The sequence below is a fragment of the Lysinibacillus sphaericus genome (assembly GCF_005217585.1).
Taxonomy (GTDB): Bacteria; Bacillota; Bacilli; order Bacillales_A; family Planococcaceae; genus Lysinibacillus; species Lysinibacillus sphaericus.
Genome location: NZ_SZPT01000001.1, coordinates 239,981 through 253,983, shown reverse-complemented (window position 1 = coordinate 253,983; position 14,003 = coordinate 239,981). Strand labels below are relative to the sequence as shown.

General features: G+C 36.2%; 18 protein-coding genes. All 18 read right to left on the bottom strand.

Features of this window, described 5'->3' with window-relative positions; all coding sequences use genetic code 11:
* Position 1: 1 nt before the first annotated feature.
* A complete protein-coding gene (locus FC748_RS01200; protein WP_108029902.1) occupies positions 2 to 601 on the bottom strand; it encodes an integrase in 600 nt (199 codons plus the stop codon).
* The gene (locus FC748_RS01195) at positions 594 to 902 is read right to left on the bottom strand and encodes a hypothetical protein (RefSeq protein ID WP_108029903.1); all 309 of its coding nucleotides are present in this window, start codon (positions 900 to 902) and stop codon (positions 594 to 596) included. Before FC748_RS01195 ends, FC748_RS01200 begins: the two co-directional genes overlap by 8 nt.
* Positions 899 to 1,552, bottom strand: a complete 654-nt coding sequence (locus tag FC748_RS01190) for a putative phage tail protein (protein ID WP_108029904.1) — start codon at positions 1,550 to 1,552, stop codon at positions 899 to 901. The genes FC748_RS01195 and FC748_RS01190 overlap by 4 nt, the downstream gene beginning before the upstream one ends.
* Entirely contained in the window at positions 1,549 to 2,640 is a 1,092-nt protein-coding gene (locus FC748_RS01185; protein WP_108029905.1) for a baseplate J/gp47 family protein, read from the bottom strand. The genes FC748_RS01190 and FC748_RS01185 overlap by 4 nt, the downstream gene beginning before the upstream one ends.
* Entirely contained in the window at positions 2,633 to 3,049 is a 417-nt protein-coding gene (locus FC748_RS01180) for a DUF2634 domain-containing protein (RefSeq protein WP_108029906.1), read from the bottom strand. Before FC748_RS01180 ends, FC748_RS01185 begins: the two co-directional genes overlap by 8 nt.
* Positions 3,025 to 3,480 carry a DUF2577 domain-containing protein gene (locus FC748_RS01175; protein ID WP_108029907.1) on the bottom strand — a complete coding sequence of 152 codons (456 nt, stop codon included), beginning with the start codon at positions 3,478 to 3,480 and terminating at the stop codon, positions 3,025 to 3,027. Before FC748_RS01175 ends, FC748_RS01180 begins: the two co-directional genes overlap by 25 nt.
* A complete protein-coding gene (locus tag FC748_RS01170; protein WP_108029908.1) occupies positions 3,477 to 4,445 on the bottom strand; it encodes an XkdQ/YqbQ family protein in 969 nt (322 codons plus the stop codon). Before FC748_RS01170 ends, FC748_RS01175 begins: the two co-directional genes overlap by 4 nt.
* Before the next feature lies 1 nt (position 4,446).
* Positions 4,447 to 5,148, bottom strand: a complete 702-nt coding sequence (locus FC748_RS01165; protein ID WP_108029909.1) for a LysM peptidoglycan-binding domain-containing protein — start codon at positions 5,146 to 5,148, stop codon at positions 4,447 to 4,449.
* Entirely contained in the window at positions 5,145 to 7,859 is a 2,715-nt protein-coding gene (locus FC748_RS01160; protein ID WP_238600141.1) for a tape measure protein, read from the bottom strand. Before FC748_RS01160 ends, FC748_RS01165 begins: the two co-directional genes overlap by 4 nt.
* 250 nt (positions 7,860 to 8,109) lie before the next feature.
* Entirely contained in the window at positions 8,110 to 8,511 is a 402-nt protein-coding gene (locus FC748_RS01155; RefSeq protein WP_108029911.1) for a phage tail assembly chaperone, read from the bottom strand.
* 14 nt (positions 8,512 to 8,525) lie between these two features.
* Entirely contained in the window at positions 8,526 to 8,993 is a 468-nt protein-coding gene (locus tag FC748_RS01150; protein WP_108029912.1) for a phage tail tube protein, read from the bottom strand.
* A gap of 15 nt (positions 8,994 to 9,008) precedes the next feature.
* Positions 9,009 to 10,304 carry a phage tail sheath C-terminal domain-containing protein gene (locus tag FC748_RS01145; RefSeq protein ID WP_238600142.1) on the bottom strand — a complete coding sequence of 432 codons (1,296 nt, stop codon included), beginning with the start codon at positions 10,302 to 10,304 and terminating at the stop codon, positions 9,009 to 9,011.
* Positions 10,304 to 10,507: a hypothetical protein gene (locus FC748_RS01140; protein WP_108029913.1), complete on the bottom strand. Its 204-nt coding sequence runs from the start codon at positions 10,505 to 10,507 to the stop codon at positions 10,304 to 10,306. The genes FC748_RS01145 and FC748_RS01140 overlap by 1 nt, the downstream gene beginning before the upstream one ends.
* Positions 10,485 to 10,922, bottom strand: coding sequence for a phage tail terminator family protein (locus tag FC748_RS01135; RefSeq protein WP_108029914.1), 438 nt, complete (start codon positions 10,920 to 10,922; stop codon positions 10,485 to 10,487). The genes FC748_RS01140 and FC748_RS01135 overlap by 23 nt, the downstream gene beginning before the upstream one ends.
* Positions 10,915 to 11,310, bottom strand: coding sequence for an HK97 gp10 family phage protein (locus tag FC748_RS01130; RefSeq protein ID WP_108029915.1), 396 nt, complete (start codon positions 11,308 to 11,310; stop codon positions 10,915 to 10,917). The genes FC748_RS01135 and FC748_RS01130 overlap by 8 nt, the downstream gene beginning before the upstream one ends.
* An 814-nt stretch (positions 11,311 to 12,124) precedes the next feature.
* Positions 12,125 to 12,538 carry a LuxR C-terminal-related transcriptional regulator gene (locus FC748_RS01125; RefSeq protein WP_193768779.1) on the bottom strand — a complete coding sequence of 138 codons (414 nt, stop codon included), beginning with the start codon at positions 12,536 to 12,538 and terminating at the stop codon, positions 12,125 to 12,127.
* Positions 12,539 to 12,572: 34 nt separating this feature from the next.
* On the bottom strand, positions 12,573 to 12,758 hold the full coding sequence (locus tag FC748_RS01120; RefSeq protein ID WP_108029916.1) for a hypothetical protein: 186 nt from the start codon (positions 12,756 to 12,758) through the stop codon (positions 12,573 to 12,575).
* Between the two features lie 107 nt (positions 12,759 to 12,865).
* On the bottom strand, positions 12,866 to 13,741 hold the full coding sequence (locus FC748_RS01115) for a DnaA ATPase domain-containing protein (protein WP_108029917.1): 876 nt from the start codon (positions 13,739 to 13,741) through the stop codon (positions 12,866 to 12,868).
* Positions 13,742 to 14,003 lie beyond the last annotated feature (262 nt).

The window sequence follows — 14,003 nt, the reverse complement described above, 5'->3', positions numbered from 1 at the left end:
CTTAAACCACCTCCACTAATTCAACGTTGAATGTCTGCCAATCACCGACACCCATTTCAGCGTTAACCACATCAATTTGAACATTACTTCGAGCCACTTTTGCGCCTTTTTTGTATGCATTGGTAAGTGCAGAAACGGTAATCGTACCTTGACCTATCGCTGTAATTACAACGTCCTCACTTGCTACATCATCAAAAATAGTGACTTGTGTAAACGGTGTAAAACCATCAACACTAGCCACTTTTAAAGTAGTTGTTCCTATTATGACAGCCTCAATAATGTCGGTCATCGCTGTGTCTAATTTGATTTTGTTTGTGCTGCCGTCAAGCGTGTCTGCAAACGTTCCGCTGTTTCCTGGTACACGGCCATCTAGTTCCATTTGAATACGCATTCGTTCTAATTGACGGTACATTTCAATCATAAAACGATAAGCGTTAAAGATTCCCCACTCGAAGTTATTAGCAAACTCTGACATGAACAGCGTCCCGTCCTCAATCACTTCTCCTGTCACTGGATCTGTTACGTCATCATACCATTCAGTACGCTCGTAAGGATTTTTCTTAAAATTCAGCGGTATTTCACCATTCATATAGTTACTCATTTACTTTCACTTCCTTTGATTCAAGTTGTAGAGGAAATGCTATTACATACCCCTTCGAACCTTTTTGATAGTTCATTGTTTTTACGTACAATTCCCGCCCGTAACTATCGACTAAAACAGCCCTTGTTACCAAGCCTTGTTCTGTCGATAACTTTACGTACTTTCTTAATCCGAACTTTGTGCTGGTATGATAGATTTCTTTATCATAAACAACACCATCAATAGTAACCTTTGCGCCAACTGTAAGATTACTTAAAAATTGTTGAGTTAAATTTATCATTAATGGTTGTATTTCATTCAATCCCTTACACCTCCCACTCTAAATCGACCACAAATCTGATTGTTCATAACGAAGCCGTATATCTCATTAGATACTACTAAAATTTCATTCCCTAAAGCACCATGCGTTTCTGCTGTTTTAAAACGACCACATATTTTGTAATTGATAGGCCATGCATAGGTACCACCTATAATAATTAGGCATTCTTTTAAAGCTAAAATTGTTGTCATTAAATCAATATTTAACGGAACAATTCTTTCAACTAACTGCACAACTTCATTATAATAAGTCGATTGTTCAACTTCGATTGCCACTTCCATTTGAAATTCATTAATATCTAATAAAATCTGATGATTATTTTCTCCGATTAACCCTGATAAGGCCTTTGATAAGTACTCCAACACATAAGGTGCACTTTCTTGCATTCGTGCCAGTAATCGGAGTTTTCGAAATTTCAATGTCTCTTTCTTTCGATCTGCGCGAATACCAAAATCCTTTTCTCTTATAGCAATAGCAGCCTCGCTTGAAGTTAAAATAAATTGATCATTATCCACACCAAAAAGAGCTTCGTCAAGTTTATCCCAGTTAAGCGTAACTGTATTGGACAACTCCCGAAACTCTTTTATATTTTTATAGTAGGATGGTAACTCCTCTAAAAAAGCATTGTTCATGTACTCACTTCCTTCAGTATTACTTTAGAAAGTACCGGAATTTCTTCGACCAAGTTAATGTTATTTGCTAAGCCATTCAACAATGTTGAAGCAATATCCTCTATTCCTTCAATCTCTAATAGCCGAGATTCAATATGAGTAATACGAACATTGATGTCTAAATCTTTAAACCAACTTGCACGTAATTCAGCAAAATACGTTTCTAACGTTGCACTCACTTGTGCTTCAATTTGTCCGATAGATGCCCCATTCAAGATCAGTTCAATTTCAACTTCAATATTATTTTTCCCTACACCTTCAACTGTTACTTCATGACCAATAGGCGCAGTACCATAACCCTCACCTTTAAACTCTAATGGATCCATAAGCTCTTGAACATAAGATACAAACTCAGGTGTCGGAGCATTAAAATCCGAATCAATAATGATTACTTTTACTGTTCCGCCACCAAATGGAACTCGACGCAGACGTACACCACCAACGCCTTGAATTGCTCTCAGCTTTTTCTTATAGTCCGCGCGATTACCACCAAAAGCTTTTTCACGGATATGTTCGACAAATCTTAAATATAAGGACTCATCTGTTTCATCATCTTCACCAGGCACAAGTACATCAGCTAATACAGCTTTACCTAGCTTGTTATTTGCTTCTAGAGGCAGCATTTCTCCATAATCCTTGTTACCAACTGCACCTGCTATTTGTGCCTCTACTTTATATACCCCGACATCTAATCGCTCAATTACATTATAGACAATTGCCTCTAATCGATATTGGCTATTTATAGTCACATCTAGAGGTTGACCATCACCATCTGTAAATAAAGCTCGGCGAATAGCCTTTCCTGCATTCTTTCGTTCGACACCATGCTCATTTACTCGTTTTTCAAGATCAGCTCCGTCTGCTGTTGCAGCAAAAGTACGACGATATAATACTGACATATCCCAATATGTTTCTGCTAACTTTAATGCTGTAGGTGCAAGTGCATCGTATATTACACTACCTTCACGTTTATCAATGTCATCCGGAACACGTTCAAGCAGTACAGCTAATATTTTGTCGTATGATTGTGATTCTAAGTACTCAAGCAATCCTAATCGCCTCCTTTAACAGACTAACATCGCCATAAATTGTTCGAGCTATAAATGTTATTAATACATCATCTTTTGAGATAAATTCAAGACTAAAATTTTCTAATGATGTAATACGTTCATCTTGTAACAAGGCATCGTGTATTCGCCTACTTAAATCCCCGCGAACATATAACTCATCATAGCCAACCATGTTTTGAAAACCATAATTATTTGTATAAATCAGATGTTTAAAGCGAATGGTATTTAATACTTTAAAAATTGCTTGTTCCATAGCTTTTTGACCATCTATTAAACCGCTGCAGCTACCTCGTTTGAAATCTAAATGATACGTTCGAGTGGGTAATTTAACAGCGTCCATTACTTCAATATCAGGGGTAATCGTTATTGCTTCTGTTGGTAGTGCCATACACTATCCCCCTCTCTATATCTGTCTGATACAAAATATTTTTGCCCACCTTGTACTCGATGCATTATTACTTTATCACCTTCTTTTAACCCATCTTCTAAGACGAGCTTTAGATATTTCATTTCATATTCTTCATAAGGCACCGCAGTCGATTCGCCTTGATTTTGTCGTTTCGAACTTGTCTGTTTACCTTCATCACCAATTTGACCTTTGGTGTAACTATTCGGATATTTGAATTGAATACTGGCAATTCTTTCATGTCTAGTAAGATGCTCTGCAACAAGTAAAAACTCATCGGTCAAGATGAGTTTCGAGTGTATTTCTATTTTTAACGGCTTTGCTTTAATGACTTTACCCAAAACAATATTTACTGGATTGGACGCTTGAAATGCTGCCATTGCTGTTGTTTTAATTAACTCTAGTAAACTCATGAAACCACCTTCAATTCTAAACTCATTGTATGGACTTTAGCGGACCAATCATGTGTACATGTCTCTACTAAAAACAACTGTTTAATCCCTAATTTTTCGATATAGATAAATACCATCTTTCCAGCTCGTACTCGCCAATCACCTAAGCACTTTAAGGATAATTCCTTTTTTTCTTTATTGTGAACCGCGAGTAATACATTCAATAAACTTTCAATCTGAGCGGGTGTCATATTTTCGTCTACCTTTTTGTAATACTGCAGCTGACCCCATTTAGCGATATTGCTACTATCCTGCGCAATAAATACTCTTCGCTTCGAAGCCTCTTTATCATCTAATACCAGTTTTACTCGATTATAAGAATCCTCAATTGATACCGAGTAATCAAAGTCATACAAAAGACTTTCTTCACCAATATAAAAATCTGTAGGGGGTATAACAAGATCGCTAATATTATGCAATCCTAGTGAGCCGAAATCATCCATAAAAACAAAGCTCTGGTTTGTAGCCACAATAGCTGAATCAATGTATTTCATGATGACATCTAATGTCTTCTTATTTTCTTCAACCATTCCTGGCGCTGTAAAACCTGTTTTCGCTACAGAACTCAACTTAAGATTTGCCATACTGCAAATACGCTCAACAGCCTTTTCTGTTAACATCGATGGAATAACAAAAGTATCTTCATACATTAAATACTTTAGTTGATCGTAGGCAATGATATTAAATTCGCTATCCTTACCAAAACCAGTTTTAAATGAGTAGCCATAAAATACTTTGTGTCCATCATCGATTACCCTTACAATCGCACCAGATACAATTTTGTTTTCAAGTGGCTTAGGATTTAGCAAAGAAACATTAAGCTCTGATGCTTTCCCTGTTTTTTCAGTCTTCCAGCTAAGTGAAGTGACAGGCACTTCGTATATATTTCCATCTCGATTATCAATTAATACTTCTATACCTACCACCTCATTTCTTAGCCGTCCATTCAGGCGGAATTTTCACTTTCAACCCAATTGGCAACTTCCTTAAATCACTATCTTTAATCCCGTTCAAGGTTTGCAGTGCTTTATAATTTGCTCCGTTTCCGGTATACTTTTGCGCGATTTTCCAAAGCGAATCACCCTTTACTAAACTATACGTCTGTGGTATTTGCTTAGAGTTTTCTCTTGGAGCTTCCTTTTTCACGACTTTCTTCACTGTCTTTTTCTTGGCAGACACAGTTGGCACATTACTCTTATGAACAAGTTCCATTTTTTTAAATCCAAATGGCACATACTTTTTAAAAGAGATAGTATAATCCACATCGGACGTACCAAATTGATCTTTTGCTTCAAAGCTTTCAATAGTAAACTGGCCGTTAATAGAGAATGAACCGCCTACATAAACAAAGCGGATAACCGTTTCTTCGGCCATCCACTTTTTTATTTGGTCAATATACTTTTTAGGTTCAATAAATTGTGTTTCAGCGTAATGTGTATCCTGCGCTGGAAAAAACGAAGAGAATGAGAACTCGGGTAATTTCATAGGTTTAGGCACTTTAACAGTTCCAATCTTAGCGACTGAAAATTCTTCTCCATCTGCATCCTGTTTAAAAGATAATTCTGGCGGATTTACAGGGATACGAAATCCTTCTTTGTCATTGTTAGCACTTAGATAGATTCCTATCATCCATATACCCCCTCTACCGAACGATTCTGCTCATCTTTCAAACCTTGTGTAATAAACTTTACAACTTCATGAACATCCACTTTCTCACGAATATCACCAGTGAAATAAAACTTCGGTTCACTTTGAATATGCTGCACAACATCTTTACTAGTATTTGTTATAGGTGAAGCAGAAATTTTCTCTCGTACTTCGTTTGATACTTCAACTTCATCCCTAACTGGAACATTCAATGCTTGTGATACATAGTCATTTATTTTAGCAACATTACCACTTCCATTAGATAAATCACCGAATTTATTAAGCATTTTTTCCATTACACTACCAGTTGTATCTTCAAAATTATTATGGACCTGTAAATTTGGTGTAAGCGAAACAATGTTATTGATCACTTTACCTTCCGCAATATCTTTAAATAATTCGAGATATTCGTCTGCTAGATTGATTTTGTCTTCAATCTTCCCAACTTTATCTATATTTCCACCATTAAGTTTTTGATTATCATCAGCATTTTTTCCAAGACCTGATTCTGAAGGTGCATTTATTTGACCAAGACCCGAATCTGAAGGTGCTGATTTTACTACATCATCTGTCAAACTGGATGGAAATGGATTAGTATTCTCTTCATCTTTCTTCACTAATCCCGCTAGCCCTTTTGCTTTGTCTACTAGACTACTTAATTTTTCACTGCCAGCAAGTGAAAGAGAATTTCCTAATTCATATCCTTTGTCATATGCATTACCTAAGTCTTTGTAATCTAAACGCTCAAATTGTTTTTTGATTGGTGCAGTCGGCATAGTTACATTATTCATATAATCCCCAGCGGTGTTCATTCTTCCCAGAGTAATCTTGTCAGCCTTTGTAGGCGCTTTAATAAGATTTTGAAGCGTTTCCCCAAAGTTAGTTGCACCACTACTTAATTTTAAATCTACTGTACCTATCTTAGAAAGATCGGTATCTAGCACACCATTAAGTAAACCTATGAATGAATTCACTCCACCAATTGCACCGTTGATAAGATCAGATATTCCGCCTAATGCATTATTAATGACATTAAAAATACCATCTGCTATACCACCAACCGTTTTCAACACCATAGTTCCCATCGTATAAAATGCCATCTGTACACCATACACTAAATCGTTGAATGTATTTGCAATCCACTCAGCTACGCTAATAATATTATTTCCTATGGCATCTAATACAGTTCTAACCATAAGATTAAAGGCAATCCATGCTAGTTGTACAAAAAATATAGCCTGATTCCATGTATTAACGAACCATTCGGCAACGGTAATAGCAAGGTTAGCAATACCTATCATAATGTTATAGAAGGCAGTACCTAGCCAATAAACGCCTCCAACAATTGCACCAATTACAGTTGCAGTTTGTTCAGCCCACATCACCATTGCGGTTACAACTAAAGCAATTACTGCAATAATTCCAATTATGACCCACGTAATAGGGCTTGTTAAATAAGCAGCATCTACTATCCATTGTGCTGCAGCCCACGCAAGGGTTGCTGTCCTAATTAATCCTAAAACAGCATATTTGGTTAGCAAAATTGCTACAATTGATCCTAGAACAACACCCATTATTACAAGTATAGGCACCACCCAATTAGCGTTATCATACATAAATGTTCCTACCGCACCGATTGTGTTGTAAATCATCTCAAGAGCATCAAAAACAAGTGATAATCCAGCTACAAATAGATTAATAAACATCATTGCATGACCTGCTAAAACCCCAAATGCATCCGAATTAACAAATTCGCTGAATCGTTTAAATATAGGTTCAAATGCATTTTGCGCATAGTTTTTAAATACAGTCATTGCATCTGAAAATGTTATCGGCGTTTTACTAAATTTATCTTCAATTTCGTCAGCAGCATTAAATAACGCATTTTTGATAATATCCGCTGTAATTTCTCCATCTGATGACATTTGTTTTAGTTCACTTGTACTTTTTCCTAAAGAATCTGCAATTGCATCTGCAAGCAATGGAGCCTTTTCTGCAATCGATGTAAACTCATCTCCTTTCAATCCTCCAGAATCCATTGCTTGCGTTAATTGTTTTATACTTTCAGCCTTTTCTTGACTACTAGCTCCTGAAGCAGCGAAAGATTTATTCATCAGCTCACTGAAACGGATCGCTTCATCATTGCTACTAAAAGTATCACTAGCGTTTAATTTAGCAACACTAGTAGCCATATCATTATAAGAGCTTAAACTTCGCTGAGAAGCTCTATAAATCTTATCCTGCAACTCCGCTTGTGTTTGCGAACCGTCATTAATATTAGCGATTCGCGTATTAGTATTACTATAAGAATCAGAAGCGCTTGCTAACTTCTTAAAACTCTCAGTTAAATTCTTTACCGATAAAATATTAGAAGCAAAACCAACAAATTTACTAAAAAAATTATCTACTCCACTTGTGGCGGCTTCTATCCCTCCCGAAGTCCCTATAAATCCATCACCCACATCGCTAATACTTTGATGTGCAAGTCTTGCACTAGTCCCTAATCTATTAAAAGCTACACTCGCACTCTGGATAACGACCGTTGCACGTTGCAGGCTACGCATATCCCCTGCTCTGTTGGATGATATATGCATTTGCTCCATCGTTCGGATTGTACTATTCATAGCTTTCATCATCTTATGAAGAGTACCCGTCATTCTATCGGTCAAGGTCATGGTTGTACGCACTGACATAACACTCACCTCATTTTAGGGCTAAAAAAGACATACCCAACAAGGCATGCCTTTTCTATATAATTATAATTGTCTTATTACTTTTTCGAGGCCTCTGCCTCTTTTTCAAGTTCTATATCCAAACTTGCTATAATGAATGCGCGCTCTTTGCGATCCATACTTAAAAACGAGTTAGGCAGTATATTGAACCGATGAAGCGCAACATGTGCATAAAATGCTAGTCCGTCGCGCTCATCGTCATTGCCTTGTATTAGTTTTTTACTTCTTCCACTTCATCTTCGAGCGTAATATCACTTCCGCTAATTTCGGATACTTTTTCTGAAATCAGCGATGTTTCACCTGCTAGAAACATTCTCCCATATAAGGCCTCTGCACCTTTTACGCCATAAGATTGTTGTAATTCTGTATTATTTAGGTCTGGGTATACGATAGCTGCTACGTTTAATCTACGGTTGTATGCTACTGGATCAAATACTCGTTCTTGGCGTCCTCTTTTGCCAGCTACATTTTTAAAACATCTATCGTTAATCAAATCGGCTTCTTCAGATGGAACAGGTCGTAATTTAATAGGTTCTGCAAAACGTTGTAGGGATAACTCGATAGGTTCTACCGCCATTACATTTTCTTTCATGAATGCTTTAAAGTTACTCATTTACAGTTTCCTCCTTATTGGATAACACTAAATTGGTTTAAGATTTCAAAATCGTCAAATGTGAATGAAAATTCGTCTTTTAATGTGTCTGCACTATCTGCATCAAGCATTGCTAGTAATGTTTTATCTGGAACAATATTTCGGACATCCACGGTTTGTTTACCAGCTGCACTAGTAATATCCGCATTGACAATTGTTGCATCAAACATTGGCGATTTCCCTGAACGTAGATAGTTCATGGCCATCGCTCGAACCTCTGGGCGATGGTAATACATCGTCATTTCACCGACACCTTTTGCTCCGACAATTTTTGAACCTTCCATACGAGCATTTAACCGTTTTACTTCTACTTTGTTGTATTCTACTTCCGCCTTGAATTTAAGAATTTCTGCAAATTCATATGTTTGCCCTTCAATATTAATAAATACCAAGCCCTCACGAGAGGACATTGCGTCTTTTGTTTGCATTACGTTTGCTGCCATCTAATTTTCCCCCTTTTATTTACACTCAACGCGCATATATAATTTTTCCATTGCATCGATAAACTTGATACCAATCACTGCAAATACGGCATCTTTTTCATCACCTTGCTCAACAGTAATATCTTCAGGCAAATATGGATTGATCACCCCTAACCGAACATATGGATCGAGCACTGTTTTCATTAATTGCTTCTTAAATAAATCTCTTCCATCGTCATTATTATTCACTTTACCGATGAAGTATTTTCGGAAAATGTGGCGTGTGTTATTTTCAACAATAGTCATTCCTCGATCAATTTTTCCTTTACGGAAATCTTGGTTTTTAGACGGTGTAAATGAATGGAAAGTATTTATATCCTGCTCTACTACTACTTCATCATTATTGAAAGTGAAGACAATATGACCGTCTTGTAATGCTTTAATGATTTCATCATTGGTCATCGCTTCCGCTTCTATTGCACCCGGATATTTTGCATATGTTAATGAACCTACAGTGGATGCTGCAAATGCTGCACCAAACCAGTACACCGCCTCATTTGCACTTAAGATTTCCCCACCATCAAGTGTGACGCCATTTTTAATCGATACTGTGCTTTCATGGTCTGCTGCATTATAATTATTCGTAACGAATGTAACGCGTTTACCTGCTTGTTCTCGCAGTTCTTTTACTTTTAAGGCAAGTAACTCTTTTATTGTATTGTCAGCAGTCCCATATGCCACTACCTTAAAATTCAAAGTATCCAATGCAGACGCGAACTCAGATAGGGACTCGTTTGTAGCAGCTACTGTTGTTCCACCAGCTAAAGTCAAAGTAGCATCACCTGTTGGTAATGAACCATTAAACAATACATATTCATTTGATTTTAAATCTTCGAAAGTAATCACCTTTTGTAAGTCCACTTGAATACCGTCAAAATAGGTTTTTACTGTTGTAGAACCGTCTAATCCAGTTGTCGTAATAATGTGAATCCTATTTCCATCAGTTCCACCGAACTTCGCAGTAGCTGTTAATCCTTCAACTGTCGCTTTCGCTTTCTCACCAACGCCATTAAGGTTATACAAATAAACATTTCCAGTAGCCTTAAAAGCTTCTCGAAGAGGTAAAATATCACCCAGTGCTTTACCGAATAAGCTCCTAAACTTTGTATTTGAAGAGAGTTTAGTAAACTTACCAACATCACCCCAATCAAGTGTCACAGGTACAACTAGAGCCCCATTAGAATCAAGTCCCATTGTATTTAAACTGTTTGTTTCAAAATTAATATAAGCATCAGGACGTACTTTATTTTGCGTTTCCCAAATTCCACCCATTATGCAATTCCTCCTTTTTGCTTCCACTCGGATACTTGTTTATCAGCTTCTATTTTTGTATAAGTTACGCCATCTTGAAGCACAACTTGATACTCTAAACGCTCTTTTGAAGATTGAGCGCTATCTAAAAAAGCAGCCTTAGAGAATTTTTTATTCTCTGGCTGCTTCACTGTTTTTTGTTTAAAAGTCATTATTTGTGTCAAATCCAACGCCCTCCAATGTTTTCATTTTCGCTTCTTCTTGACTGTCGTAAAGTCTCGCTTTCACTTGAAAATTAATCATTAGTGTTTCATTAACTATTTCCCCTTCTATTTCATGTATTTGGAAACTATCCGCAAGGTATTTAAAGTTGTTTTGGATAACTTCCAGTACATTTAAGCATTCATCATCTATTTCATCTGTAGATGGTAAATAGACGATGCTAAATGAATAGGTCCGAATTGCTTGATTCTTCATACTTCGCTCTTGATGCACGTTTATGATTCGAACTAAAAATGCAGGTAATTTTAAGTCTTGCTTAACTGGTTTATTGTAAATTTGATATTGATTGTTATCAGGATACAAAGATCGTAATTGCATGATTGCTAACGTTTTAATACGATCTGTTACATTAACCACCCATTTTACGCCCCCATTCCTTCTCGATTTCGTGTTCCCACATTTGAGGTATAAGATGTTCCATTTCTTGTTCCGTGAGTTTAAGTATATATTGACCATCTACAAAACCTGCTGTTCGTCCAGTCATGACACTATGCCTTTTCTCAACAAAAATCGGATATTCTAACTGATTATAAATAATAATGATAAAATTATTACCCTCTTTAACAATATGGAATTTCCAGTTATCACGAAACCCATTATTATCTACAGGTGTAAGCATTTTCACTTTCTTAATAGCTATTTGAGCAACTCTCTCAGCCACTTTTTTGTGTATCTTCTCAGTTGTAATAGTGAGTTCTTTTAAGTTTTCAGCTAACTGCTTTACTTCCTTAAATTCAAATGCCATTAAGTAAACACCCTCCTTTTAAAGGACAACTTCGTTCGATACATAGAGAAATCATTTTTTGCTGATAACACCTCCTCATCCTAAAAAATGATACAACTTTCTTTTAATAGCTCTAGCCCTCCTTTTCCTAAAATAGTGTAACGGTAACATTTAAAAACTTATTCTTTAACGTCTACAAGTTCGAAAAAGACGAGATTAGGCATAATAAAAAGTCGTAGTTACCTACGACCGATTGATAAAATCTTTTTATATACTATTGTTAACTTTGTTGTTTCTCCCTATATTCAAAATATAATACAAACAGAAGAAAATCTTAGATAACTTGCCTAAATCTAGTTTACATGATAATTTCTAACTCACATAATGTTTAAAGTATGGCAACTTTGGAAAGTTTGAAATCGTAGTTACCTACGACCGTTAGAAAAATCCATTTATATACTATTAAGTTGTTCGCATTAACTTTGGAACTATTGGCTTTCCCTAAATTCAAAATATAATATAAACAAAAGAAATCTTACCTAACCTGCCTATAGCCTAGTTTACATTATTATTTCTAACTCACATAATATTTAAAGTATGGCAACTCTGGAAAGTATGGAATGTTTCTACTGATTGCTTTCATTCAGTGTATCCCTAAGAGACTATTAGTTAAAATGCAAGAAGAATTACCAAATTGCCAGATGGAAAAAAGTTGAACAAAATGTAATTCAGCTTGCACTTATCCTTTAAAAAAAGATTTATAACAACACAAGTAGACAAAGTTTCAGGCCAATAAAAAGTTTTAGGATCCCTCAATTTATATGAGGGATCCTTTTTAAGCTAACATTTTGATTAAAATATTTTCTTTAATATTTTGTATTTGTGTGTGACTCAATTCCATTTTTTTTGCTATCCAACGCTTAGATTTTCCATCTAACATCCAATTTAATACTTGTATCTCCCTATCGCCTGTAACTTTTTCAAGAAGTTTCTGAACCTCTAATATCTTTTTCTCGTAATCTGCAACACGTTTATTATTTTTCGATCGTCTAATAGCCTCTTGCATAATTGGATCACCTATCCCGCCTACCGCCTTTGGTAATGACGCCTCAATACCATATTGTGCCGTCTTTGCCCCTATGACCATTTCTTCTCGCATTTCTTTGATAGCGTTAACCATCCAATGGTAGTCTGTAATCATTGAATCCAAAACATCCGGTGTAATAACTAGTGCTCTCTCTTTTAACATAAATTTTCCCTCCTAAGTGTAATGATATTCTCCTCTATGCAGAGTAGTAAATTTTCGGCTCATATCGATGATAAAAGCCATTGGGATTAATATGCATTGCTAATGCTGTTTGTAATTCACACTCGTCAAAGCAAATTGTTTTCGATTTATTCTCATCCCCTTTACGCCATATGATAACTGCATACGGTTTTACTCCAAAACCTAAAAATATTGGATTCAAACTGCTACCTCCCATATCTGATTCATAACGAACTGTTAATACTCCACTTTTAAATGCTTTATATCCATTTATTAAAACTAAAACGTTTTTTCCTGTTGTTTCGTCATCTATTCTCCCTCCGATAAGGGGATGGGGGTCTCTCTATTTTTTTCAAATAGTTTGCGCAATCGATAGTTCACTTTCTTATCCTTCTGAATAGTCACTATGAAATCTTGCGTCATTTCAAACAGTCGACTAGTTAAAGCCTCATCGATATAAAGCATGTCATCAAGAGACAATTCACTAGATATTAATAAAGGTTTGTTGCTCAAATAACGAGCGTTTACCACTTCGAAGATGACCTCAGTCTGCCACGACTTCACATTAACTTTCCCACCGATTGGCTTAAATAAATCGTCAATGAACAAGACAACAACCTCCTTCATCTGAGTCATAATTTCCATTTTACGTTCAAAATTGTTAGCAGCGATCTTGTTCAAGCCATCTTTGTATGGAAAGTATAGAACAGGCACTTGATTTGAATGGATCAGATAGTTAGATATAGCGGTTAATAAGTGTGTCTTGCCACACCCAGGTTGTCCCACAAGCATGATGCTGTTTTGTCTGAAACCTCTAATTTCTTCAAAGGCTGCATAATACTGTTTCACTTTACTTTTCATTTCTACAACTTTGGGATGAACATTATCCGTCGAGAAGTTTTTAAGGCTCATTTTCTGAAACTCTTTTGTAATTGCACTCGATTCAATAAGTCTATTAATCTTGAGCATCATGTTGCATTCACAAACGACATAATAGTCTTGCTCCACTTCAACACCTCGGATATAGTAACCATTTTTTTTACGGACTAAGTAACTACCAGTATCCCTACACTTAGAACAGTTATATTGAGTTTCCTCAATCGCTACAGTAGTCTCCAAATATTGCTTGCTTCTCGCCATTAGCTCCTCCATGACTTCTGCCATTCTGTCGCCCGTTTTTTGCACTAATCTTCACCTGCCCATCTGTAGTTATTACATTGCAATGTATTATTAAAAACTGTATTATTCTCCTGACTGGGTATCAACACGTTTGAACATTCACTCTAGTCGTTTTGTTAATACGTCGGTCAATAACTTTTGTGCCAGGTTTGTAGATTAGGTCCACAATGACATTGCCCTTATCTTTTAGACTTGAAATTAACTTTGTTATTCGCCCCTTGCTAAGACTATAGATTGGTGCTAACTAATTGTTCAATGACAACACCCT